The sequence below is a fragment of the Halomonas borealis genome (assembly GCF_004798905.1).
Lineage (GTDB): Bacteria > Pseudomonadota > Gammaproteobacteria > Pseudomonadales > Halomonadaceae > Halomonas > Halomonas borealis.
The window spans coordinates 12068-35995 of sequence record NZ_SDMO01000013.1 but is presented as its reverse complement, the minus strand read 5'-3'; the positions used below and the strand labels follow the sequence as shown (position 1 = coordinate 35995).

The window sequence follows — 23928 nt, the reverse complement described above, 5'->3', positions numbered from 1 at the left end:
TACGACGACGGCGCCCCACGGGGCGCCGTCGTCGTTGCAAGGGTCAGGAGCAGCGGATCAGCGTTCGACGCCGGCCACGGTCCCCTCGACCACCTCGAACTGCTCGATGCCGCCGCCCTCGGCGGTGGCTTCCGGCGGCAGCGGGTTGGCGTGGGCCCGCTTGAAGTCATCGCTGCCCACCCAGGCGCGGAAGGCGTCCTGGTTCTGCCACTCGGTCTCCACCACATAGGGGGCCTGGTTGCCCTGGGGGCGCAGCACGCGCATGGCGACGAAGCCCGGCTGCTGGTCGATCTGCCCGGCTCGGGCGCGGAAGCGCGCCTCGAAGGCGTCCTCGAAGCCAGGGTTCACATGGATGCGGTTATTGACGATATAGCTCATCTCGATGCCTCTTGCGAAGAGCGCTCTCAGGCGCCACTCAGGGAACCGTCGCCTCAGGCGAGATCGGCGGGAGCGATGAAGCGCGCCAGCCGCGAACAGCCGGCGGCACGCACCTCGGCCGCGAGCTCGGCGACGGCGGCGGCGGGAAAGCCCAGGCCACGATCCTCGCGGCCCTCGACCAGCAAGCCGGTCAAGGCGCCGACCAGCGGCATGTGAGCGACCAGCATCAACGGGCGATCGTCGTCCTCGCCGAGCAGCCAGTCGACCACCGCCCCGGGCGGATCATCCGGGGTGATGAAGGACAGCGTCTCCACCGGCACGCCGAGCGCCTCGCCCACCCGCTCGGCGGTCTGCTGGGCCCGCCGATACGGGCTCGCCACCAGCCGCAATCGCGCCATGTCCAGATCATCGCGCCCGGCCAGCCAGGCGCCCATGCGGGCAACCTCATCAAGGCCTCGCGCGGTCAGCTCACGGTCGGGATCGGGGCGGCCCGCCGCGGCTTCGCCATGGCGCATGATCAGCAGTGGCTCACTCATTCGGGGCTCCGCTGTCGCGTTGGTCTTGCTGAACGTCCTCGCGGGAAAGCACGAACTCGACGTCGCTGCTCTGCTCGTTGCGCATCAACAAACGTGCCATCTCGCGGGCCGGCACGCCCCCGAACAACACCTGATAGAGTCCCTCGGCGATGGGCATGTACACGCCCTCATCGCGGGACTTGTCGCGCACCAGGCGCACGGTATTGACGCCCTCGGCGACCTGGCCCAGCGCGTCGATGGCCTCGTCGAGCGTACGCCCCTCGCCCAGCGCGAAGCCGACCCGATAATTACGCGAGCGGCTCGACGAGCAGGTCACGATCAGATCGCCCACGCCGGCCAGCCCCAGGAAGGTCATGGGGTTGGCCCCCTGGGAGACGGCGAAGCGGCTCATCTCGGCCAGTGCTCGGGTCATCAACATGCTACGGGTGTTCTCACCCATACCCAGCGCCGCGGCCATGCCGGCGGCGATGGCATAGACGTTCTTGAGCGCGCCACCTAGCTCGACCCCGTAACGGTCGTTGCTGGCATAGACGCGGAAGTAGTCGCAACCCAACGCGGCCTGAACCCGGGTGCGGGTCAAGGCGTCGTCGCTGGCGATCACCGTGGCGGTGAGCTGGCGCTCGGCGACTTCGGTGGCCAGGTTGGGGCCGGAGAGCACGCCGATATGCGGGAAGCCGCTCTCCTCCTCGAGAAGGCGGCTCATCAGCTTGAAGCCCGCCTCCTCGATGCCCTTGGTGGTGCTGACCAGGATCTGCTCGGCATCCAGCCAGGGGCGCGCCTGGCGGACCACCGCTCGGAAGGCCTGGGAGGGAATGGCCACCAGCACCAGGCCGGCGCCCGGCAGCACTTCCTCGAAGGCACTCGAGGCCTGCACCGCAGGATTGATGGCATGGCCGGGCAGATAGCGGTCGTTGCGATGCTCGCGGTTGATCTGCTCGACCAGGGCGGGATCGCGCAGCCATTGGCGCACCTCGAAGCCGTTATCGGCGGCAATGCTCGCCAGGGCGGTGCCGAAGCTGCCGCCCCCGAGCACCGCCACCCGGTGGCTGCGATCATCGTTGTGGTGATCACGCGTATTGCGATCAAGGCTTTGATCGTCGGACATGGTCGCCCCGAGACTGGAAGTGGTCGGGCAATTGTAACGAAAAACGCCCCCGTCAGGGGGCGTCGTAGAGGCGCGACTCGGGCCGGTCTGGCCGGCCCTCAGGCCATTCAGTCGATCATCGGCACCAGAGTGTCGATGCTCGAGCGGGCATCGCCATAGAGCATCCGCGTGTTGTCCTTGAAGAACAGCGGATTCTCGATGCCTGAATAGCCGGTACCCTGGCCACGCTTGCAGACGAACACCTGCTTGGACTCCCAGACCTTCAATACCGGCATGCCGGCGATGGGGCTGTTGGGGTCTTCCTCGGCGGCCGGGTTGACGATGTCGTTGGAGCCGATGACGATCACCACGTCGGTGCTGGCGAAATCGTCGTTGATCTCGTCCATCTCGAGCACGATGTCGTAGGGCACCCTCGCCTCGGCCAGCAGCACGTTCATGTGCCCCGGCAGGCGACCGGCGACCGGGTGGATGCCGAAACGCACCTCCTTGCCGGCACTGCGCAGCTTGCGGGTCAGCTCGCTGACCGCATTCTGTGCCTGGGCCACCGCCATGCCATAGCCCGGCACGATGATCACGCTGTCGGCATCATTCAGGGCACTGGCCACGCCGCCGGTGTCGATGGCGACCTGTTCGCCCTCGATCTCCGCCGCCGGACCCTGGCTGCCGCCGAAGCCCCCCAGGATCACGCTGACGAAGTTGCGGTTCATCGCCTTGCACATGATGTAGGAGAGGATGGCACCGGAGGAGCCCACCAGCGCGCCGGTGACGATCAGCAGATCATTGGACAGCGTGAAGCCGATGGCCGCCGCCGCCCAACCGGAGTAGCTGTTGAGCATCGACACCACCACCGGCATGTCGGCGCCGCCGATACCCATGATCAGGTGATAGCCGATGAAGAAGGCCAACAGCGCCAGCAACAGCAGCGACCAGACGCCCGCGCCGTTGAGGTAGAGGATCGCCAGCAGCAGCGATAGCCCCGCGGCGGCGGCATTCAGCAGGTGGCCACCGGGCAGCTGACGCGGCTTGCCGTCGACCTTGCCGGCCAGCTTGCCGAAGGCGACCACCGAGCCTGTGAAGGTCACCGCGCCGATGAACACGCCCAGCACCACCTCGACCTGCAGGAAGGTGAGCTCGGCCGGGGTCTTATGCGCCACCAGCGCGGCGAAGGCCGAGAAGCCCTCGCTGCCCTGCTCGGCGAGCTGCGCGGCCAGCACCCGACGCCGCTCCAGGTCGGCATTGAGGCCGACGAATACCGCCGCCAGGCCGACGAAGCTATGCAGTGCCGCCACCAGCTGCGGCATCTCGGTCATCTCGACCTTCTTGGCCAGATAGACGCCGATGGCGGCACCGATGGCCATCATCGGCAGCATCCACCAGTAGCCACCGATGCCCGGCCCGAGAGAGGTGAAGAACACCGCCACGGCCATGCCGATGATGCCGTACCAGACGGCACGCTTGGCCTTTTCCTGGTTACTCAACCCTCCCAGCGAGAGGATGAAGAGTACGCTTGCCGCGATCGAGGCGGCAGATACGAAACCTTGTCCCAACATTGATCGTTCTCCGGCCTCAGGATTTCTGGAACATGGCGAGCATACGGCGCGTGACCTGGAAGCCCCCCACGATGTTGATGGTGGCGATCAGCACCGAGATACCGGCGAGCAGGCTCACCAGGAAACTCCCGGAGCCGATCTGCAGCACCGCGCCGAGCACGATGATGCCGGAGATGGCATTGGTCACCGCCATCAACGGGGTATGCAGCGAGTGGCTGACGCCCCAGATCACCTGGAAGCCCACGAAGCAGGCCAGGACGAAGACGATGAAGTGCGACATAAACGACGCCGGCGCCACCTGGCCGAGCAGCAGCATCAGCGCGCCGCCGACGCCCAGCAGTGTCACCTGGCGCTTGCTCTGGGCCACGAAGGCGGCGTGTTCGGCGGCCTTCTTCTCTTCCGGCGTGGGCTCGGGCTCCTTCGGCTTCGGCTTGGCCGAGGCGATCGCCTGCACCTTGGGCGGCGGCGGCGGGAAGGTGATGTCGCCCTGGTGGGTCACGGTGGAGCCACGGATGACATCGTCTTCCATGTCGTGCTCGATCTTGCCGTCCTTCTCGGGCGTCAGATCGGTCAGCATGTGACGGATGTTGGTGGCGTAGAGCAGCGATGACTGGGTCGCCATGCGCGACGGGAAGTCGGTGTAACCGACGATGACCACCCCGTTGTCGCTGACGACGCGCTCGTCGGGCACCGTCAGGTCACAGTTGCCACCCTTCTCGGCGGCCAGGTCGACCACCACCGAACCCGGTTTCATGGCCTTGACCATGTCCTCGAGCCACAGCTTGGGCGAGGGCCGCCCGGGAATCAGCGCGGTGGTGATGACGATGTCGATCTCGGGCGCCTGGGCGCGGAACAACTCGAGCTGCTTCTCGCGAAACTCCGGGCTCGAGGGCGACGCATAGCCACCGGTCTCGGCACCGTCCTGGCTGTCCTCGAAATCGAGGAACAGGAACTCGGCGCCCATCGATTCGATCTGCTCGGCAACTTCCGGGCGCACGTCGAAGGCCCGCACCACGGCACCGAGGCTGGTCGCGGTGCCGATGGCGGACAGCCCGGCGACGCCGGCGCCGACCACCAGCACCTTGGCCGGCGGAACCTTGCCCGCGGCGGTGACCTGGCCGGTGAAGAAGCGTCCGAAGTTGTTGCCGGCCTCGATCACCGCACGATAGCCGGCGATATTGGCGGTGGACGACAGGGCATCCATCTTCTGGGCCCGCGAGATACGCGGCACCATGTCCATGGCGATGACGCTGGCGCCGGTATCGCGACACTGCTCGAGCAGCGCCTCGTTCTGGGCCGGCCAGAAGAACGAGATCAGGGTCTGGTCGCCGCGCAGGTAGCCAGCCTCCTCCTCGGAGGGCTCGCGGACCTTGATCACCACCTCGGCCGCGTCCCACAGGGCCTTGGCGCCTTCGACGACGGTCACGCCGGCTTCGCGGTAGGCCGCATCATCGAAGCCGGCGGCCACGCCGGCACCGGCCTCGACCCAGCACTCGTGTCCCAGCTTCTGTATCGACAGGGCGCTCTCCGGGGTCAGCGCGACACGCGCCTCCCCCGGCACACTCTCCTTGGGTGCACCAATCTTCACGTTGGATCTCCCGATTGACGTTTTCGTATTGAACTTGTGTATAACCCGGACGAAACAGTCTTGCCTAGCCGACACAGAATCTCAACCCGCATGCCGGGGATGACATCATGGCTGTCGGAAACGATATGTTATTGAAAAATAAGTCGTCACTACTAACGTTAACGTCAAGGTAAAGCAATGGAAGGCGCTATACCGGCCTACATGATGCGAACAGGTATCTTGGCGCTTGGCCGCAGCGCCCTCGACGAGCATGCCAAGAGGAACGCAAGAAAAATGCGCCGACCACCCCATAAGGTGATCGACGCACGGTCGAGGCCGCCCCGAAGGGCGGCCGGCGAAGACAGAGCCAGCGGGCGCGGCCCGGCTTGTGTCAGGCGCTGAGCAGCGTGTTCAGGCGTTTGACGTAGGCCGCCGGGTCATCGAGGCTGCCGCCCTCGGCGATGATCGCCTGGTCGAGCAGGATCCGAGACAGGTCGTTGAAGCCATCGCCCTCGACACTCTCGAGGCGCGCCACCAGGGCGTGCTCGGGGTTGAGCTCGAGGATCGGCTTGACTTCGGGCATCGGCTGACCGGCGGCTTCCATGATGCGGCGCATCTGGTAGCCCATCTCGTGCTCGGGCAACACCACGCAGGCCGGGGAGTCGGTCAGGCGGTGAGTCACCTTGACCTCCTGGATGTCGTCACCCAGGGCCTCCTTGACGCGCTTGACCAGGTCTTCCTTGGCCTTGGCGGTCTCTTCCTGGGCCTTCTTCTCGTCCTCGTCCTCGACCTCGCCGAGATCCAGGTCACCCTTCGCCACGTCGACGAACGACTTGCCGTCGAACTCGGTGAGGTGGCTCATCAGCCACTCGTCGATGCGATCGTGGAGCAGCAGGACCTCGATGCCCTTCTTGCGGAAGATCTCCAGATGCGGGCTCGACTTGGTGGCGTTGAAGCCGTCGGCGACGATGTAGTAGATCTTCTCCTGGCCTTCCTTCATGCGCCCGATGTAGTCGGCCAGCGACTGATCCTGGGTGGCACTGTCGGTGTGGGTGGTGGAGAAGCGCAGCAGGCCGGCGATCTTCTCGCGGTTGGCGTGGTCTTCCGCCGGGCCTTCCTTGAGCACGCTGCCGAAGGTGTTCCAGAAGGTCTGGTAGCCCTCGTCGTCCTTGGCCAGCTTCTTGAGCATGTCCAGCGAACGTTTGGTCAGCGCGCTCTTGATCTTCTCGACCTGCGGATCCTGCTGCAGCAGCTCGCGGGAGACGTTGAGCGACAGGTCGCGGGTGTCCAGCACGCCCTTCACGAAGCGCAGGTAGAGCGGCAGGAACTGCTCGGCGTCGTCCATGATGAACACGCGCTGTACGTAGAGCTTCACGCCACGGGCGCCATCGCGCTCATAGAGATCGAACGGGGCGCGGCCCGGTACGTAGAGCAGGCTAGTGTATTCGAGCTTGCCCTCGACCTTGTTGTGGCTCCAGGTCAGCGGGTCCGAGAAGTCGTGGGCGACGTGCTTGTAGAAGGCCTTGTACTCGTCCTCGGAGAGCTCGCTCTTGGGACGCACCCACAGCGCGGTGGCTTCGTTGACGGTCTCCCAGCTGACGGTCTCGCCGCCTTCGATCTCGTTGCCTTCCTCGTCGCGGGCCTGCTCGACCTTGGGCATGCGTACCGGCACTTCGATGTGATCGGAGTACTTGCGCACCAGGTTCTGCAGGCGCGAGTCGTCGGCGAACTCGCCGGCGTCTTCCTTGAGATGCAGGACGATCTCGGTGCCGTGCGCCTGACGCTCGGTGTCGGCGACGCTGAACTCGCCCTCGCCCTTGGAATGCCACTCGACGCCTGCGTCCTGCTCGGTACCGGCCTTGCGGGTACGCACCGTGACCTCGTCGGCGACGATGAACGAGGAATAGAAACCGACGCCGAACTGGCCGATCAGCCGCGCGTCCTTCTGCTGTTCACCGGAGAGCTGCTGGAGGAATTCGGCGGTGCCGCTGCGCGCGATGGTACCGAGGTTCTCGATCACCTCGTCGCGGGTCATGCCGACCCCGTTGTCGCGCAGCGTGACGGTGCCCGCCTCGGCATCGTGCTCGATCTCGATGCGCAACTCGCTGTCGCCTTCGAAGATGGCATCGTTGTCCAGCGCCTGGTAGCGCAGCTTGTCGCAGGCATCCGCGGCGTTGGAGATCAGCTCGCGCAGGAAGATCTCCCGGTTGGAATATAGGGAATGGATCATCAGCTGGAGCAGCTGCTTGACCTCGGTCTGGAAGCCGAGAGTCTCTTCACGGGTGGCTGTGGTCATGTCTTTCGGACCCCTTGTCGACGGTTCGGCGGTGGCGAGGCCACCAATGGCTTGGTTAACGTCGATATGGGGACCGGCGACGGTTTTTCAACCGTTATCTTCGCGCCAGACTCGATAGTCATCCAGGGCGCGATCCACCCGGGTCAGCAACCAGCCGACGACCATCGCGTCGTCCATCAGCCCCACCGCCATCAACATGTCCGGCACCAGGTCCAGCGGCGAGAGCAGATATGCCAGGGCCGCCAGCATCCAGCCCAGCGCCGGCCAGGGCACCGGCCGGTAGCAGCCACGCAGCACATCCGACAGCATCGGCGGAAACCAGCGCAGGGCACGCCGCATGCGCAGGAAGACACCGGCGCGACGCTTCAGGCGAGTCAGCGGCGGGGAACCATCGGGGCGGGCCATGGGCGTTCTCCTTGCCAATCGTGGGCTCACCACGACAGCATGCGGATTATCCGAACCCGACGCCAGCCGTCGGCCCCAGGCGACACTACTCAAGCGGCGCCCCATCGGCGACCATGTGGGTCCGCTCAACGCATTATCCTCGAGAGGCGACACGATGCCCCTGACTCCATTCCGCGTCCCTTGGAAGCCGCTGCTGACCGCCGCCCTGATGTGCCTGCCGACGATCGCCCAGTCACAGCCCCATGACGACGCCATGCGCGACGCCTTGCAGGCGGCGCGCGACCAGGACTGGCAGGCCATCGACCGGGCCGCCATCACCGATCACGTACTGGCCGGCTACGTCGACTACCATCGACTCAAGGCCCGGCTGCCCGGCGCCACGACCCGAGAGGTGCAGGCCTTCATCGACGCCCACGCCGACTCGCCGCTGGCCGGTTGGATGCGCGGGCAGGCCATCTCGGCCTATGGCGAGGCCGGCCGCTACCCGGCACTGCTGGCGGTGACCGACGGCGAACCGCGTGGTACCGAGCGCCGGTGCCATTACTATACCGCCCTGCTCGGCCAGGATGCGGCCACCGCCGCCGCAGGCGGCCGCGAGCTTTGGCGGGTCGGCCACTCCCAGCCGGACGCCTGTGACCCGCTGTTCAACACCCTGCGCGCCCGTGGCGCGATCGGTCCGCAGCAGACTTGGGAGCGCCTCACCCTGGCCTGGAAGGCCGGCGAGACGGGGCTGGTGAGCTATCTCGGCCGCCAGCTGAGCGACGACTGGGACGGCGCCCGCGCCGCCCTGACACGCCTGGATGACGACATCTCGGCGGTCAACCGGCTGCCGACCTGTCTCGGCCCGGGCTGCCGGGCCAACGACGCCCTGTTCGCCGCCGCCATGCATGATTACACCCGCGCCGACACCGCGGCGGCACTCACGACCTGGCGCCGGCAGGCGTCCCAATGGGGCCTCGATGATGAGCACCGTCGCGCCATCGAGCACGACCTGGCCTTCTATTCGCTGGTGCGCGATGTCGCGCCCAACCGCGACTGGGTCGACGGCGTGCTGCCACGCCTCGACGACACCGACCTCACCGTGCTGCGTATCCGGGTCGCCCTGGGCGACCGCGACTGGGCCGGCGTGCTGGCCTGGGCCGACCGCCTGCCCGCGGACGAGGCCGAGGAGGCCCGCTGGCAATACTGGCAGGCCCGCGCCCTCGAAAGACTCGGCGACAGCGCCGGCGCCGACGCGGCCTACGGTCGGGCGGCCAACCAGCGCAACTTCTACGGCTTCGCCGCCGCCGACCGCCTCGGCCAGGCCTATGCCCTGAACCAGGCCGACACCTCGGTCGACGACGCCAGCCGGCGCGAGATCGCCCGGCTGCCCGCGGTGCGCCGCACCGAGGCGCTGCTGCGCATCGACGAGCCGGGCCTGGCCAGCAGCGAATGGTATGCCGCCGCCGCTCGCGCGACTCCCGAGCGGGCCAAGGCGATGGCCGACCATGCGGCCCGCCGCGACTGGCCCGCCCGCCTGGTCCAGACCACCATCGCCGCCCAGCTGTGGGACGCCCTGGAGTGGCGCTTCCCCGAGGCCTATCGCGACGACTTCCTGCACTGGGGCCGGCGCCATGACGTCGATCCTTACCTGCTGATGGGCATCGCCCGGCGCGAGAGCGCCTACAACCCCGAGGCCCTGTCGCCGGTCGGCGCTCGCGGCCTGATGCAGCTGATGCCGGGCACCGCGCGCGAGGTCAGCCAACGTTTGGGGATGGACGACCCAGGCCCCTACGGGGTCCTCGAGCCGTCGGTCAACATCCGCCTGGGCAGTGCCTACATCGGCGAGATGCTCAAGCGCTATCGCGGCAACCGCCTGGCCGCTACCGCCGCCTATAATGCCGGCCCCAGCCGGGTCGACCGCTGGCTACGCGACGCCCCGCAACAGTTCGACCTGTTCGTCGAAACGATTCCCTTCCGCGAGACACGTCACTACGTGCAGGCGGTGCTCGCCTACCGGGTGATCTTCGAGAGCCTGGCCAACGACGGCGACACCCGCGGGGTGTCGATGCTGTCGTCGGCGGAACGCCGGGGCGAGTACGACGGCTCGCTGCTGGCCAAGCGCTGAGCCCTACCGGCACCCGCCTCGCGACAACGACAAGGCCCGCCATTTGGCGGGCCTTGTCGTTAGCATCACCGGCGGCGGCCGGGTCTCCTCCGGCCCAGGCTAGGCCGGCGCTCGAGTCAGCGCCAGCTTGGCGCCGAAGGCCACCAGCACCCCGCCGGTGAGGCCATTGAGCCAGCGCGCGAGCCTGGGGCTCGCCAGCCAGCGCCCGGCCCGGCCGACCAGCAACACCACGCCGATCTGCCAGGCATTGGCGATCATGAAGTGTACGCCGGCGAGCCACAGTGACTTGGCCAAGGCCGGATCGCCCGGGCCGATGAACTGCGGCAGGAAGGCCATGTAGAACACCACCGTCTTGGGGTTGAGCACATTGGATAACAGCCCCTCGCGCAGGGGCCGCCAGGCCGGCACTCGATGATACGCATCGTCCATGGCACCCACCGGCAACCCCTGGCCGCGCCGTGCCTCCCCCAGGCTGGCCAGGCCCAGCCAGATCAGGTAAGCCGCGCCGGCCAGCTTGAGCGCGCTGAACGCCCAGGCCGACTGCAACAGGATCAACGAGATCCCCAGCGCCGAGACGCTAGCATGCACGAACAGCCCGGCGCAGATCGCCAGGCTGGTCAGCACGCCATCCCGAACGCCACCGCGGGTGGTATTGCGGATCACCAGCAGCGTATCCACGCCGGGCGTGATGCTGAGCAGGGTGATCGCCACCAGGAAGGGCCAGAACTGGGCATCGAACCACATGATGAGCCCTCAGTCGCCGAACACGCCACGCTCGGCGTGACGCATCGAGATCTGGTCGTTGAGCGTCCAGAAATCATACAGCACGCCCAGGCCGAACAACCCCAGGGTACACAGATAGATCAGTCCGCTGATCCACTTGCCGAGATAGAAGCGATGCACGCCGAAGGCGCCCAGGAAGGTCAGCAACAGCCAGGCCAGGGTGTAGTTGGTGGGCCCGGCCTGGAAGCGCAGGTCGGCCTGGCGATCCATCGACGGGATCAGCAGCAGGTCGATCAACCAGCCGATGCCCAACAGCCCGAAGGTGAAGAACCAAAGGGTGCCGGTGACCGGTTTGCCATAGTAGAAACGATGCGCGCCGAGGAAGCCGAACAGCCACAGCAAGTAGCCGATGACCTTGCTGTGGGTATCCTGAGAGGCGATACGGGTATGTTCCATGAAAAAAAGTCTCGTCGGTGCCATGGCGGGCGCTGGACGCCCGGGAGCTGAGTGGCTACATTGATCTGGCGGGCGGAAGCACCAGTTTCACTGCGCCACGATATTGACGCAACCCTGGCGCTGATGCACTATCCGCTGCGTAGGTTAGCAAGTAGAAAGTCGTCAGTTGTACTTCGATTCCTTTCGATGCACCCGGTGCGCACTTCTTCCTTGTCTTGCCCACGCACGACGGGCTCGTGCCGTGTTCGCACGGCCAATACGACCCAGCACCAATATTTAGTTAGTTAAGGAAATCGACAATGGCAACTGGCACTGTCAAGTGGTTCAACGACACCAAGGGCTTTGGTTTCATCTCGCCGGAAGACGGCGGTGACGACCTCTTCGTCCACTTCTCCGAGATTCAGGCTGAAGGCTTCAAGTCCCTGCAAGACGGTCAGAAGGTCTCCTTCGACGTGACTCAGGGCAAGAAAGGCCTCCAGGCCTCCAACGTGCGCGCCGAGTAAACTCGACCGACACGATGCACGAGTCGCCGGCCCGCCGGTGACTCGGCAAGAGAAAGGCCCGCCTTACGGCGGGCCTTTTTCGTGGGCGTTCGAGCCACTCAGGGTGTGGCGTTGTCGCCATCCTGCTCGGCATCGGTGTTCGGCTCGACATCGGCCTCTTGCCCGGCAGCGGTTTCTCGCTCGGCGCGGGTCGCCTCGCGAATATCGCTCGGCACACCCTGCTCGGCACGCTCGAATTGCTCCTCGATCTTGCGACTGGCTTCCTCGAAGCGACGCTCGGTCTCCTTGAGGATCGCCTCGACCTCGGGGTCGGAGGTCGGTGCGATGCCATCCTCTGCCATCGATGACGGCTCGAGGGCCTCGTCCAGCGAGCTGGCCTCTCCCTCGCTCGTCTCAGGCAGCGTCGCGCCCTCGGCCGCGTCTTCGGCCGGAGTCTGCTTCGAGACCTCCTCGTACTGGCTGTCGAGATTCTCGGTGGCCTCCTCGAAGCGCTTCTCGGTCTCCTCCAGGATCTGCTCGACCTCGGCATCGGTCTCCTGCTCGGACGGCGGCGCCATGGCATCCGCGGACATGCCGTCGGCGCTATCGACCGGCGAATCGGCGCTATCGACCGATGTCTCGGCGTCGTCGGCCGAGCCATCGGTACCCTCGGGCGAGGCCTCGTCGGCGGCGGGCATCTCGGCACTCGACTCGGGCTCGACATCCGGCTCGGCCGTCGTGGCGGCCTGGGAGGCGCTCCCCTCCTCGGCGGCGGGCGCGGCATCACCGGTGGGCGTGGCCTCATCGCTCGGTTCGCCCTCCTCGTTGCCGCAACCGACCAGGGCAAGCGTGACCACCAGCGCGAGTGGTTTCCAGGGGATCATGGCCTTCCTTCTCTTCTATGGGTGTATGGCGTCATTGCACCAAAGGCCGCCGGGCACCGCAAGGCGGGCTCAACGCGCGAACAGCTGCCCGGCGATGTCGCGGAAGGCCTTGAACTCGATGGCGTTACCGCTGGGGTCGAGGAAGAACATGGTGGCCTGCTCGCCGGGTTCGCCGGCGAAACGCACATAGGGGTCGATCTCGAAGCGGATGCCGGCCTCGGTGAGCCGGTCGACCAGCGCCTCCCAGTCGCCCATCTCCAGCACCACGCCGAAGTGCGGCACCGGCACGCCGTGGCCGTCCACCGGGTTGCGGTGCGTCTCGCGAGTCGCCTCGCCGAGCGAAGGATCCAGATGGCAGACGAACTGGTGCCCATAGAGATCGAAATCGATCCAGCTATCGCTGCTGCGACCCTCGGGGCAGCCGAGTAGCTCACCGTAGAAACGCCGCGCCTCGGCCAGGTCACGGACCGGCATGGCAAGATGGAAGGGAGTCAGCATGTGGCAATCTCCATGAGTCGAGGAAGGATCTCATGATGCCCCGACCGACGCCGGCTGGCCAGCCGCCGGCCCCGACAGCAGCGGACAGTCATCGGGCATCGCCAACGACAGCGCACCCGCTTCGAGGTCGACCCGGAAGGCTCGGCGGTGGCCGGGCTCACCATCCAGCGTCAACGGCAGATCGTTATCCGCCTCGACGCTGAGCCACGGCGTGCGGAACGTCTCGACGAAGGCGCCCTCGCTCGGCCGGCGCTGCAGTTCACGACGCATCGTCGCCATGTCGCCGAGCGAGGCGAAGTCGCGCAGGATCAGCACGTCGAGCAGGCCGTCATCGATGCGCGCCCCGGGCGTCAGGTGCTGGCCGCCACCGGAGCGGGTGCCATTGCCCAGCGCCAGCACGAACAACGACGCCTGCCGCTCCCCCCCTGCCCAGCGTAGCCGCGCCGGTCGGGGCTGGTACTGCCAGGCCTTCAGCGCCCCGAACAACGAGTAGGCCCCGCCACCGAGCAGCCGCTTGAGGCTCTTGGGCGTCGAGGAGCTGATCTCGGCGCCGAATCCGCCGGTGGCCATGTTGAGGAAGTATTGATCGTCGAGCCGGGGGACATCGACCGCATGCAATGGCAGCGTCAAGGCGGCCTGCAGCGCCGCCCGCGGCGCCTGAGGCAGCCCCAGGGAGCAGGCCAGGTCGTTGGCGGTGCCCAGCGGCAGCAGGCCAAGCCCCGGCCGAACCTCGGGCGGCAGGCGCATCAGGCCGTTGACCACCTCGTTGATCGAGCCATCGCCGCCGCCGGCGACCACGCGCGCCACGCCCTCTCGCCCCGCTCGCTCGGCCATGCGCGCGGCGTCGCCCGGCTCCCAGGTGACCTGGACTCGCACCTCGGCGCCGGCCTCGCGACAGGCCTTCACCGCCTGGCGCACCGCCGGCAGCTGAGCCGCCTTGCCATTCAGAATCAGCATTACCATGCTGTCATGTCCCTTTTCATTGATCACCGTCATGGCCGCTTCACGCGTCGCCGGTAGGCTGGATGGATGAGTCCCATTCACTCTATGACGCCGTTACACTAACTGTCTTCTCCACCATTACGACACTGGGAGTCGTCATGCTCGCACCGGTCTTCCTCCTGGCGGCCTTCCTCGGAGGCCTGGCCGCCATGTGCCTGCGGCTTCCGCCACTGGTCGGCTTCCTCGCCGGAGGCTTCGCGCTCAACGCCCTGGGCTACCAGATCACCCCGCCGCTCGAGGTGGTGGCCGATGTCGGCGTCACGCTTTTGCTGTTCAGCATCGGCCTCAAGCTCGACATCAGGACCCTGCTGCGCCGCGACGTCTGGGGAGGCGCCACATTGCACATGCTGGCGTCGTCGTTGTCGATGGTCGGCCTGCTCGCGCTGCTGAAGTGGCTGGGCCTGCCGCTGCTTAACGAGGCCGGCTGGTCGGCCCTGACGCTGCTCGCCTTCGCACTGTCGTTTTCCAGCACGGTGTTCGTGGTCAAGGTGCTGGAAAAGCGCAGCGAGACCCAGACCGCCTACGGCCGCCTGGCCATCGGCGTGCTGATCATGCAGGACCTGTTCGCGGTGGTCTTCCTCAGCGCCTCCACCGGCTCCTTGCCGAGCCCCTGGGCGTTGGGCCTGTTGCTGCTGATCCCCCTGGCGCCGGCGTTGCGCGGGCTGCTCGATCGCCTCGGCCACGGCGAGATGCAGATGCTGTTCGGCCTGCTACTGGCCCTGGTGCTAGGCTACGCGCTGTTCTCGGCGGTCGGGCTCAAGGGCGATCTCGGCGCCCTGATCATCGGCATGCTGCTGGCCCCTCACCCCGCCGCCCAGACCCTGGCGCGCTCGATGTTCAGCCTCAAGGAACTGCTGCTGGTCGGCTTCTTCCTGAGCCTCGGCCTGACCGCCATGCCCAACTGGGAGCTGCTCGGCACGGCCGTGCTGCTGGTGCTAGCACTACCGCTCAAGGGCCTACTCTATCAGCAAATCTTCATGCGCTTTCGCATGCGCCACCGCACCTCGGTGCTGACCGCCCTGAGCCTGACCAACTACTCGGAATTCGGCCTGATCGTCGGTGCCATCGCCACCGCCAGCGGCTGGCTTCCGGAGAGTTTCCTGGTGGTGCTGTCGCTGGCGGTGGCGCTGAGCTTCGCCGCCTCCGCGGTGGTCAACGGCGTCGGCGAACGCTTCTATCGTTGGCTGGAACCTCGCCTTCCCGAGATCGACGAACACGCGCTCACCCCCAGCGACCGCCCCATCGAGGTCGGCGATGCCGAGGCGGTGGTGCTGGGCATGGGCCGCATCGGTCGCGGCGTCTATCGCCGCCTGCAGAAGGAATACGGACTGCAGGTGCTGGGCATCGACAGTAACCCCAAGAGCATCGAACGGCTCACCGCCATGGGCATCAACGTGCTCGAAGGCGACGCCGTCGACTCGGAGTTCTGGGACAAGCTGCTGATATCGCCACGGGTACACCTGGTGGTGCTGGCCATGCCTCACCATGCCGGCAACCTGGCGGCCTTGCGGCAGCTGCGCTCGCGGCGCTTCGCGGGACGCATCACCGCGGTGGTGGAGTTCGCCGAGGAGATCGAGCCGATCCGCGAGCTCGGCGCCAACGCCGTCTACCATCTCTATGACGAGGCGGGCCGCGCGCTGGCCGACAACGCCGCCGAGGAGGCCGGCCTGGCCTCACGCACCAGCCGGCTGGGTTAAGGCGCCGGCGGGCGTGCTAACATGGCGCGCCCCATGCCCTATCGTCTCGAGTTTGCCCGCGCATGAACGATTTCTTCGCCACCATCGGCCAGTCCCTCGGCCATGTCATCCGCTTCATCGTCGATGCACTCAGCGCCGGCCTGCAGGGCCTCGATGACGCCGCCGGCAGCTTCATCGGCGGCATCGCCGGCGCGCTCGGCATCCCCGCCAACCTGCTCAGCCTGCTGATGCTGGCCCTCGGCCTATGGCTGCTGTACAAGGCCGTCTCGGCCCTGCGTCGCCGCGCGGTGATCGCCGCCCTGCTCTGGATCGTCCTTGGCGTGAGCGTGCTGGGCTGGTTGATCAACTAGCCGAGCGGTGGCTGAGCGACGGCATTCGCGACACACCGCCTACGCACCCAGCTCCATTATGTCCGCTCAAACAAAGGCGCCGCCCTCCCGGGCGGCGCCTTGTCTTTCGCGAGAACGCATGTCGCGATTACGCCAATGCCTTCTCGACCACCTCATACACGTTCGGCGAGAGCTGCTCGGCACGGATGCGTTCGAGCTCCTGCTTCATCAGCGCCTGGCGCGCCTCATCGAAACGCCGCCAGCGGGTCAGCGGGGTGACCAGCCGCGAGGCGATTTCCGGGTTCAGGCGGTTGAGTTCGATGATCACATCGGCCAGCAGCCGATAGCCCTCGCCGTCGAGACGGTGGAAGTTGACCCGGTTCTGGGCGAACGCCCCGATCAGCGCGCGAACCTTGTTGGGGTTGGTCAACGAGAAGGCCGGATGATCCATCAGGAACTTGACCCGCTCCAGGGCATCGGCCTGCGGGCGAGACACCTGCACGCTGAACCATTGATCCATGACCAGCGGGTCGTGAGCCCATTTCTCGCCGAAGGCCCGCAACGCCGGGTCGGCCAGGTCATCGCGGCTGGAATGCACCAGCAGCGTCAGGGCGGCGCGCACGTCGGTCATGTTGTGGTTGGCCTCGAACTGGCGGCGCGCCTGCTCGATGCCTTCCTCGTCCTCGATGCTGACCAGGTACGACAACGCCACGTTCTTCAGGCTGCGTGCGGCGATCTGCTCGGGCTCCGGCGCATAGGGCGCCTCGCTGACGTTGGCCTCATAGAGACGCAGGAAGTCATCACGCAGGGCCATCGCCAGGGACTGCTTGACGAACTGGCGGGCGGCGTGGATCGCATCCACGTCGACGAGCGGCTGCTGCTCGGCGATATAGGCCTCGGAAGGCAGCGTCAGCATCTCGGCCAGCACCGCCTTGTCGTCGTGATCCGTGCTCAGCAGCGAGCGGAAGGCCTCCACGACCCGCGCATCGATCACCTTCTCGACGCCGTTGCGATGGGCGGCGATCAGATCGTCCAACGCCAGCATGGCCAGCCGCTGGCCGGCATCCCAGCGGTTGAAGCCGTCGCTGTCGTGGGTCTGCAGGAAGGCCAGATCCTCGCGCGAATACGGGAAGTGCAGCTTGACCGGCGCCGAGAAACCACGCGCCAGCGACGGCACCGGGGCTTCCCCGACGTCGGTGAACAGGAACTCCTGCTCCTCCTCGCGCAGATGGATCACGCCATCGGTGCCCAGCGACTCGCCGTCCAGGGACATCGTCAGGTCGCGGCCACTCTTGGTGCCGACCAGGCCCAGGCGGATCGGAATATGCAACGGCTGCTTGTCGGGCTGACCAGGCGTCGCCGGGGTGCGCTGGCGCAACAGCAGTCGATAGGCGCCATTCACGTAATCGTACTCGCCGTGGGCATCGATCTCCGGGGTACCGGCTTGGGAGTACCAGCGCATGAACTGGTCGAGATCCTGGCCGGAGGACTCGGCCATGCAGGTGACGAAGTCCTCGATGGTCACCGCCTGGCCGTCGAAGCGCGAGAAGTACAGGTCCGATCCCTGGCGGAAGGCGTCTTCGCCCACCAGGTTGGCCAGCATGCGCACGATCTCCGCACCCTTCTCGTAGATGGTCAGGGTGTAGAAGTTGCCGATCTCGATGTAGTGATCCGGCCGCACGGGGTGTGCCGTGGGGCCGGCATCCTCGGCGAACTGGGCGGTACGGAAGAAGGACACTTCCTCGATGCGCTTGACCGGCGCGGAGTTGGTCGCGGCGGAGAAGGTCTGGTCGCGGAAGACGGTGAAGCCTTCCTTGAGTGACAGCTGGAACCAATCACGGCAGGTCACGCGGTTACCGGACCAGTTGTGGAAGTACTCGTGGGCGACGATGCCCTCGACACGCTGGAAGGCGGCGTCGGTGGCGGTGTCGGGGTGCGTCAACACCGCCGCCGAGTTGAAGATGTTGAGCCCCTTGTTCTCCATGGCGCCCATGTTGAAGTCGTTGACCGCCACGATCATGAACAGGTCGAGGTCGTATTCGCGACCGTAGGTCTGCTCGTCCCAGCGCATGGCGCGCTTGAGCGAGGCCATGGCGTGGTCGGTCTTGCCGAGGTTTTCCTCCTCGACCCAGATCTGCAGCGTCACCTCGCGCCCGCTCATGGTGGTGAAGCGGTCCTCGACGCGCTCGAGGTCACCGGCCACCAGGGCGAACAGGTAACTGGGCTTGGGGTGCGGGTCCTGCCAGGTGACGAAGTGACGGCCATTGGGCAGTTCGCCGCGCTCCACCGGGTTGCCGTTGGAGAGCAGCACCGGCTCGCGGTCGGACAGACCGATCACCGTCGTCGAGAAGGTCGCCATGACATCGGGGCGATCCGGATAGAAGGTGATGCGCCGGAAGCCTTCGGCCTCGCACTGGGTGCAGAACATGCCGCCGGACTGATAGAGCCCCGCCAGGGCGGTGTTGGCTTCGGGCGCGACCTCCACCTCGGTATCCAGCAGGAAACGCGCCGGCACGCCCATGACTCGCAGGCCGCGCTCGGTCAGCGCGTATTCGTCCTCACCCAACGGCTGGCCGTCGATGGCGATGGCCTTCAGCGCGAGCTGCTCACCGTCCAGCTCCAGCGGCTCACCGGCCTCTCGCTCGGGGTGGCGCTCCACGTGCAGGCGCGCCTTCACCCGGGTGGCCGCAGGGTCGAGGTCGAAGGTCAGCTCGGTGTGGGTCACGCGGTAGGCGGGGGGACGATAATCGCTCAGGTAGATCGGCTGGGGTTCGGACATCGAGGATGGCTCCTGTGAAGGTTGCCGGCCATTGTACGACCCCCTCGGCCCTGATCTCAAAGCCGCCGGCGCCCGCCGGCTCAGGAATCGGCGACCGGCTCCGGGCGGGTCAGGATCCAGCCGGTGAGCGCGGCCAGGCCGAAAATCAGCGCCAGCTTCAGCCACAGCGCGCCGATGACGAAGGCCAGCACCACCATCGAGAGCAACAGCATGACACCCGCCGTCCACTTGGCATGGCGAGGAATCGCGCGCTCCGATTCCCAGGCCACGATGGTGGCGCCGAAGCGTGGGTGCGAACGAATCCAGGCGGCGAAGCGCGGCGAGCCCCTGGAGGCCGCCCACACCGCCACCAGCATGAAGCAGGTCGTCGGCACCAGCGGCAGGAAGGCACCGATCACGCCCAGGGCGAAGCTGATCCCGGCGATGGTCAGATAGACGAGGCGACGCGCATGGGACATCGTGCGCTCACTCCTTTGGCGACAGGGCATGGATATATTGAAGCCCAAGCCACCCCCGGCTGCCAATCGCCTGCGTCAATGACGGCCTTAACCGCAGGCGATGGCCACCGGCCGACGCCGGGAGGCCGCCGAGGGCGGGCTCAGTCACGGAAGTTGTCGAACTGCAGCGCCAGGTCGGGGCCTTGCTCGCCCTTGAGCAGCGCCATGATCTGCTGCAGGTCGTCACGCTTCTTGCCGGTGACGCGGACCTTCTCGCCCTGGATCTGCGACTGAACCTTGAGCTTGGTGTCCTTGATGCGCTTGACGATGTCCTTGGCCTCCTTCTGCTCGAGCCCCTGCTTGAGGCGCACCGTCTGGCGGGCGCGAACCCCGGAGAGTTCGGGGTCGTCGACCTCCAGGCAGCGCGGGTCGATGCCGCGAGCGATCAACTTGTTGCGCAGCATGTCGAGCATCTGACGCAGCTGGAAGTCGACCTCGGCCTCGAGGGTCACCGCTTCGCCCTCGAGCGCGAAGGAGGCGGTGACGCCCTTGAAGTCGAAGCGGCCCTGCAGCTCGCGGTTGGCCTGATCGACGGCGTTGTTCGCCTCGTGCTGGTCGAACTCGGAGATGATATCGAAGGAAGGCATGGTGAATTCCCGATGATGAACGATGACGCCATTCTAAGCGCGACGAGCGATGACGCCTAGCGCCGCCCGCTCACCGGCTGACGCCGGCTGGTGCTTGGGGTAGGCTGCCTTGCCACCCTTCGACACGCACAGGAGTCATCCCGATGAGCGAACGCGACGAGCGACACCGCAAGGCCATGCAGACCCTCAAGTCCCGCGTCGACGAGAAGGTCGCCGCCGCCGATGAACGGCGCGGCCAGCTGCTGGTCTTCACCGGCAACGGCAAGGGCAAGACCACCGCCGCCTGGGGCACCGTGACCCGCGCCCTGGGCTACGGCTATCGCGTCGGCGTGGTGCAGTTCATCAAGGGCCTGTGGGAATGCGGCGAGCGGGAGAGGCTCGAGGAGGACGCCAACCTGGACGTGGCCATCATGGCCACCGGCTTCACCTGGGAGACCCAGAACCGCGAGAGCGACACCCAAGCCTGCCACGAAGTATGGGCCGAGGCCGAGCGGATGCTCGCCGACCCCGGGGTCTACCTGGTGGTGCTCGACGAGATCACCTACATGCTCAAGTTCGGCTACCTGGACATCGCCACGCTCAAGCGGGCGCTCGAGCACCGCCCCGCCGAGCAGACCGTGATCGTGACCGGACGCAATGCCCACCGCGAGCTCCAGGCCATGGCCGACACCATCACCGAGATGAAGGAGGTTCGCCATGCCTTCGGCGCCGGGCTCGAGGCGCGGCGTGGCATCGACTACTGACCCGGCATGCCGCCTCGCCCAGGCGCTCGATTGACGGGCATCAGCTCCAGATCGCGCCCACCGGCGTCTCGGGGCGGTAGTGATGGGCGATCTGGGCCTGCAGCAGCTCCGCGGTGGCCAGGGCATCGGTCAGCGCATGATGGCCCTGATAAGGCGGCAGGCCATAGCGCGCGCGGCTATCGAACAGGCGGATGGAAGCCGGCGGCCGACCGATCCAGCGCTTGAAGCGCGCCACCCGAGACTGACGATGGATACGCGCCTCGAGCGACATGGTATCGATCATCGGATACACCACGCCCTCCCCCAGCCGGGCCTTGACCGCCACGTCGAGGAAGGGGCGCTCGATGTGGCGGTAATGCACCACGGCCAGGCGCCCGGCCAGGGCCTCGAACAGCGAGTCCAGGATATCGTCCAGCTCCGGCGCCTGGGCGATATCGGCGTGGGTGATGTGGTGGAAGGTCACCGATTCGGCGCTCAGGGTGCGCCGCGGGCGCACCACCCAGTAGCGGCGTTCGCTCAGCGAAATGCGCCCCATGGTGAAGGGCACCAGCCCGATGCTGACGATGGAGTTGCGCCGGGCATCGAGGCCGGTGGTCTCCATGTCCAGCGCCACCAGCGGGGCCTCGCCGATCGGCGTCTCCGCCGCCGGGGCGCCGGCGGCGAAGAAGCGTGCCAGCCGCGCGTCCTCGGCCGTCTCGGCGCGGCGTGCCAGGTAGCCCGTCCAGTCGGGAATCTGGGTCCTGCGTCGCATCAGCATTCCGCCACCCTCCTCATTTGGGCCGCGAGGGCATCGGATAGCGAAACTTGAGGAACTTCTGGGCGTGGCTCAGCGCCTGGAAGGCATCCTTGAGATGGTGGCGCTCGCTGCTCGAGACGTTCTCCGGCTCGATGTTGTTGTCCGGCGTCTGGTCGTGCTGGATGTCGATCACCTGATGGCGAATCCGCGACATCGACAGGAACTCCATGGCATAGCGCAACCGATCGCTGACCCCCGGGGCCAGCAGCTGGGTGCGGTCGATGTCATCGAGACGATCGAAGCTGTTCTGGGCGCTGGAGCCACAGGCCAGGGCATGCACCCGGACCAGGTCGACCATCGGCGCGGTACCGCGTCGCTTGAGGTTGATCGAGTTGTTGTGCTTGCCATCCTGTTCCATCACGAAGGTGCGGAAGAAGCCCAGTGGCGGCGTGCGACTGAGGGCGTTACGCGCCATGGCAGCCAGGAACAACGGATGGCGAGCGGCCTGCTCGGCCACCAGATCCTGCAGCTGCTCGACCATCACCTGCTCGCCATACACGGCGTCAAGATCGAAGAAGATCGAGCTATGCAGCAGCCGCTCGGGGTTGGGATGCTCGATCCATTCGCGGAAATAGCGCTTCCACACGGCCAATGGCTGCCGCCAGCGAGCATTGGTGGCCATGACATCCCCCTTGCAGTAGGGGTAGCCGCAGGCATCCAGGCCATCGCTGACGAACTGGGCCAGCGCCAGGAAGTACGCGTCGTGGCGCTCGGGATCGAAGTCGTCGGACAGCACCAGGGCGTTGTCCTGGTCGGTGGTGATGGACTGCTCGTTGCGCGCCATGGAGCCGAGCGCCATGAAGCAATACGGCACCGGCGGCGGGCCCAGATGCTCCTCGCCCAGCTCGAGCAGGCGGCGGGTGAAGTTGCGCCCGATGGTCGACAGGGCACTGCCCACCATGCGCGAGTCGGCACCCTCCTCGACCATGCGCACGAAGGCCGCACCGACATCCGGGGCAAGCCGCGCCAGCCCTTCGGCATTGGGCTGGTGGAAGATGTTGCTGACCAGGTAGAGGCTGCTCTGGGTCTCGTAGCGAATGATGTCCGAGAGGTGCACGATACCCACCGGGCGGCGACGGTGCATCACCGGCAGGTGGTGGATGTTGTAGCGCAGCATGACCAGCATCGCCTCCTGCACCGACTCGTCGGACTGGATAGCGATGATGTTGCCGGCCACCACCTCACCGACCGGAGTATCCGGCGACAGTCCCTCCGCCACCACCCGGGTACGGAAGTCGCTGTCGGTGAGAATGCCGCGCAACTGCCAGGCCCGCTCCTCGTTGTCATGGAAGGTGTAGCGGGCATTGTCGGCCTCGCCAGGCCCATCCAGCACCAGCACCGCCGAGGCCTGGAAGTCGGTGATCTGACGCGCGGCCTCCTGGATAGTGGTCGAGGCTTCGACCATCAGCGGATAGCGCGTGACCAGCTTACGCACCCGGGTGATCATCATGTCGTTGTTTTTCTTCTGTTCCTCGACCGCACTCTCGAGGCGCGGTCGCGACAGCTCCACGAAGTCGGCGAAATCGTCATCGGCCTCGCAGAGGCGGTGGAAGACCTCCTCGGGGATGAAATAGATGAGCGAGTCTTCCATGGCCCGCACGGGATAACGGACCCGATTGTGTCGCAACAGGCTGAATTGCCCGAAGATCTCGCCCTCGCCCCAACGATTGTAGAGCTCCCCGCCGCGACGATAGATTTCCACCGCGCCACTGCGCACGTAGCACAGCTCGTGAAGCTCCTGGTCGAGGACCAGGATATCGCTATCGGCCTTGAAGTAGGCCACCTCGACCCGGCTCGCCACCTCGTCGAGCAGTTCGTCGGAGAGCGTCTCGAAGGGCGGAAACCGCCCCAGATGCTGGCGGATTTCCAACAGTTCAACATCCATGGCCCGGTGCCCGCTCGATCGTGGAGATATGCCAAGTCTGAAAGGGGGCGGGAGCGGTGTAAAGCGCTCCTGTCGCCCTCGCCCAACGCGAAAAGGCCACCCCCGAGGGGTGGCCTTTCCATGCACAGGGGCTAAACGGGCGGTACGGGATCAGGAAGCGGACTCGCCACTACCCTGGGTCATGCCCTGCACACGCTTCATCAGCTCGGGGTTCTGCTGAATCGCCTGGCCGATGGTGTTGAAGGTATCTACCTCGAGGCCGCTGTCCTGGACCGCTTCGACCATCTTGTCGTTGGCCTCCTGGCGAACCTCCTGCTGGCCCTCTTCACCTTCGGCGTTCTTCAGCTGTTGGGTGTAGTCCTGGGAGATCACCGAGATTTCCTCGGAGGCATCGGCGAACTTCTGCAGCTGAGCATCGGAGAAGTTCTGGGCCGTCGCTTGTGTCGCGGCCGCGGCCTGACCCTGGCTTGCCGTCGCATCGGCGCTGTCTTGGGCGTGGGCCATGGAACTCATCAGGCCGGCGCTGAGCAGGGCGGCGGAGAACAGGGCAGTGATACGTTGCATAAATACCTCCGGAAATCATTGTCATGCATGCGTGAGATGCCCCCCTATGACGCGCCGGGCAC

General features: G+C 66.4%; 23 protein-coding genes. 5 read left to right on the top strand and 18 right to left on the bottom strand.

From position 1 onward, the window contains the following. Positions 1 to 57: 57 nt before the first annotated feature. The 7 genes from ETC07_RS12555 to ETC07_RS12525 form a co-directional block, all read right to left on the bottom strand. Entirely contained in the window at positions 58 to 378 is a 321-nt protein-coding gene (locus ETC07_RS12555) for an antibiotic biosynthesis monooxygenase family protein (RefSeq protein ID WP_136248863.1), read from the bottom strand. A 53-nt stretch (positions 379 to 431) separates the two neighbouring features. Beyond that, positions 432 to 914 (bottom strand): phosphohistidine phosphatase SixA, encoded by a 483-nt coding sequence (sixA, locus tag ETC07_RS12550; RefSeq protein ID WP_136248862.1) that lies wholly within the window; start codon positions 912 to 914, stop codon positions 432 to 434. Beyond that, positions 907 to 2019 carry an NAD(P)H-dependent glycerol-3-phosphate dehydrogenase gene (locus ETC07_RS12545; RefSeq protein WP_240724645.1) on the bottom strand — a complete coding sequence of 371 codons (1113 nt, stop codon included), beginning with the start codon at positions 2017 to 2019 and terminating at the stop codon, positions 907 to 909. Before ETC07_RS12545 ends, sixA begins: the two co-directional genes overlap by 8 nt. A 107-nt stretch (positions 2020 to 2126) precedes the next feature. Further along, on the bottom strand, positions 2127 to 3569 hold the full coding sequence (locus ETC07_RS12540) for an NAD(P)(+) transhydrogenase (Re/Si-specific) subunit beta (protein ID WP_136248861.1): 1443 nt from the start codon (positions 3567 to 3569) through the stop codon (positions 2127 to 2129). A gap of 16 nt (positions 3570 to 3585) precedes the next feature. Further along, entirely contained in the window at positions 3586 to 5157 is a 1572-nt protein-coding gene (locus ETC07_RS12535; protein WP_136248860.1) for a Re/Si-specific NAD(P)(+) transhydrogenase subunit alpha, read from the bottom strand. Positions 5158 to 5527: 370 nt separating this feature from the next. Further along, on the bottom strand, positions 5528 to 7432 hold the full coding sequence (gene htpG / locus ETC07_RS12530; protein ID WP_136248859.1) for a molecular chaperone HtpG: 1905 nt from the start codon (positions 7430 to 7432) through the stop codon (positions 5528 to 5530). Positions 7433 to 7519: 87 nt separating this feature from the next. Beyond that, positions 7520 to 7837 (bottom strand): YkvA family protein, encoded by a 318-nt coding sequence (locus ETC07_RS12525; protein ID WP_136248858.1) that lies wholly within the window; start codon positions 7835 to 7837, stop codon positions 7520 to 7522. Between the two features lie 154 nt (positions 7838 to 7991). Between ETC07_RS12525 and ETC07_RS12520 the strand changes: the two genes are divergently transcribed. Then, on the top strand, positions 7992 to 9944 hold the full coding sequence (locus tag ETC07_RS12520) for a transglycosylase SLT domain-containing protein (protein ID WP_136248857.1): 1953 nt from the start codon (positions 7992 to 7994) through the stop codon (positions 9942 to 9944). 99 nt (positions 9945 to 10043) lie between these two features. Here the strand turns inward: ETC07_RS12520 and ETC07_RS12515 are convergent, their stop codons facing one another. Together ETC07_RS12515 and ETC07_RS12510 are read right to left on the bottom strand one after the other, a co-directional pair. Then, positions 10044 to 10688, bottom strand: coding sequence for a LysE family translocator (locus tag ETC07_RS12515; RefSeq protein ID WP_136248856.1), 645 nt, complete (start codon positions 10686 to 10688; stop codon positions 10044 to 10046). 9 nt (positions 10689 to 10697) lie between these two features. Continuing rightward, positions 10698 to 11123 (bottom strand): NINE protein, encoded by a 426-nt coding sequence (locus tag ETC07_RS12510; RefSeq protein WP_136248855.1) that lies wholly within the window; start codon positions 11121 to 11123, stop codon positions 10698 to 10700. A gap of 299 nt (positions 11124 to 11422) precedes the next feature. Here ETC07_RS12510 and ETC07_RS12505 point away from each other — a divergent pair, with 299 nt between their 5' ends. Then, a complete protein-coding gene (locus ETC07_RS12505; protein WP_136248854.1) occupies positions 11423 to 11626 on the top strand; it encodes a cold-shock protein in 204 nt (67 codons plus the stop codon). 98 nt (positions 11627 to 11724) lie between these two features. On the opposite strand, the gene ETC07_RS12500 is transcribed toward ETC07_RS12505, so the two are convergent. The 3 genes from ETC07_RS12500 to yegS form a co-directional block, all read right to left on the bottom strand. Next, on the bottom strand, positions 11725 to 12489 hold the full coding sequence (locus ETC07_RS12500) for a hypothetical protein (protein ID WP_136248853.1): 765 nt from the start codon (positions 12487 to 12489) through the stop codon (positions 11725 to 11727). A gap of 69 nt (positions 12490 to 12558) precedes the next feature. Beyond that, positions 12559 to 12987 (bottom strand): VOC family protein, encoded by a 429-nt coding sequence (locus ETC07_RS12495; protein WP_136248852.1) that lies wholly within the window; start codon positions 12985 to 12987, stop codon positions 12559 to 12561. 30 nt (positions 12988 to 13017) lie between these two features. After that, the gene (gene yegS, locus ETC07_RS12490; RefSeq protein WP_136248851.1) at positions 13018 to 13950 is read right to left on the bottom strand and encodes a lipid kinase YegS; all 933 of its coding nucleotides are present in this window, start codon (positions 13948 to 13950) and stop codon (positions 13018 to 13020) included. Between the two features lie 137 nt (positions 13951 to 14087). Between yegS and ETC07_RS12485 the strand changes: the two genes are divergently transcribed. Both ETC07_RS12485 and ETC07_RS12480 read left to right on the top strand, forming a co-directional pair. Continuing rightward, positions 14088 to 15686, top strand: a complete 1599-nt coding sequence (locus ETC07_RS12485; protein ID WP_136248850.1) for a cation:proton antiporter family protein — start codon at positions 14088 to 14090, stop codon at positions 15684 to 15686. A gap of 62 nt (positions 15687 to 15748) precedes the next feature. After that, positions 15749 to 16036 carry a hypothetical protein gene (locus ETC07_RS12480; RefSeq protein WP_136248849.1) on the top strand — a complete coding sequence of 96 codons (288 nt, stop codon included), beginning with the start codon at positions 15749 to 15751 and terminating at the stop codon, positions 16034 to 16036. 127 nt (positions 16037 to 16163) lie between these two features. Here ETC07_RS12480 and pepN read toward each other — a convergent pair whose 3' ends face one another. The 3 genes from pepN to ETC07_RS12465 all read right to left on the bottom strand — a co-directional run bounded on the left by pepN (position 16164) and on the right by ETC07_RS12465 (position 19878). Further along, positions 16164 to 18794: an aminopeptidase N gene (gene pepN / locus ETC07_RS12475; RefSeq protein WP_136248848.1), complete on the bottom strand. Its 2631-nt coding sequence runs from the start codon at positions 18792 to 18794 to the stop codon at positions 16164 to 16166. Positions 18795 to 18874: 80 nt separating this feature from the next. Beyond that, entirely contained in the window at positions 18875 to 19252 is a 378-nt protein-coding gene (locus tag ETC07_RS12470; RefSeq protein ID WP_136248847.1) for a YbaN family protein, read from the bottom strand. A 140-nt stretch (positions 19253 to 19392) separates the two neighbouring features. Continuing rightward, positions 19393 to 19878: a YajQ family cyclic di-GMP-binding protein gene (locus ETC07_RS12465; RefSeq protein WP_136248846.1), complete on the bottom strand. Its 486-nt coding sequence runs from the start codon at positions 19876 to 19878 to the stop codon at positions 19393 to 19395. A gap of 143 nt (positions 19879 to 20021) precedes the next feature. On the opposite strand from ETC07_RS12465, the gene cobO reads away from it, so the two are divergent. Next, positions 20022 to 20621, top strand: coding sequence for a cob(I)yrinic acid a,c-diamide adenosyltransferase (cobO, locus tag ETC07_RS12460; RefSeq protein ID WP_136248845.1), 600 nt, complete (start codon positions 20022 to 20024; stop codon positions 20619 to 20621). Between the two features lie 40 nt (positions 20622 to 20661). Here the strand turns inward: cobO and ETC07_RS12455 are convergent, their stop codons facing one another. The 3 genes from ETC07_RS12455 to ETC07_RS12445 form a co-directional block, all read right to left on the bottom strand. After that, entirely contained in the window at positions 20662 to 21378 is a 717-nt protein-coding gene (locus ETC07_RS12455) for a 3'-5' exonuclease (RefSeq protein WP_136248844.1), read from the bottom strand. A gap of 13 nt (positions 21379 to 21391) precedes the next feature. Next, positions 21392 to 23302 carry a DUF294 nucleotidyltransferase-like domain-containing protein gene (locus ETC07_RS12450; protein ID WP_136248843.1) on the bottom strand — a complete coding sequence of 637 codons (1911 nt, stop codon included), beginning with the start codon at positions 23300 to 23302 and terminating at the stop codon, positions 21392 to 21394. Between the two features lie 150 nt (positions 23303 to 23452). Then, on the bottom strand, positions 23453 to 23866 hold the full coding sequence (locus ETC07_RS12445) for a DUF4168 domain-containing protein (RefSeq protein ID WP_136248842.1): 414 nt from the start codon (positions 23864 to 23866) through the stop codon (positions 23453 to 23455). Positions 23867 to 23928 lie beyond the last annotated feature (62 nt).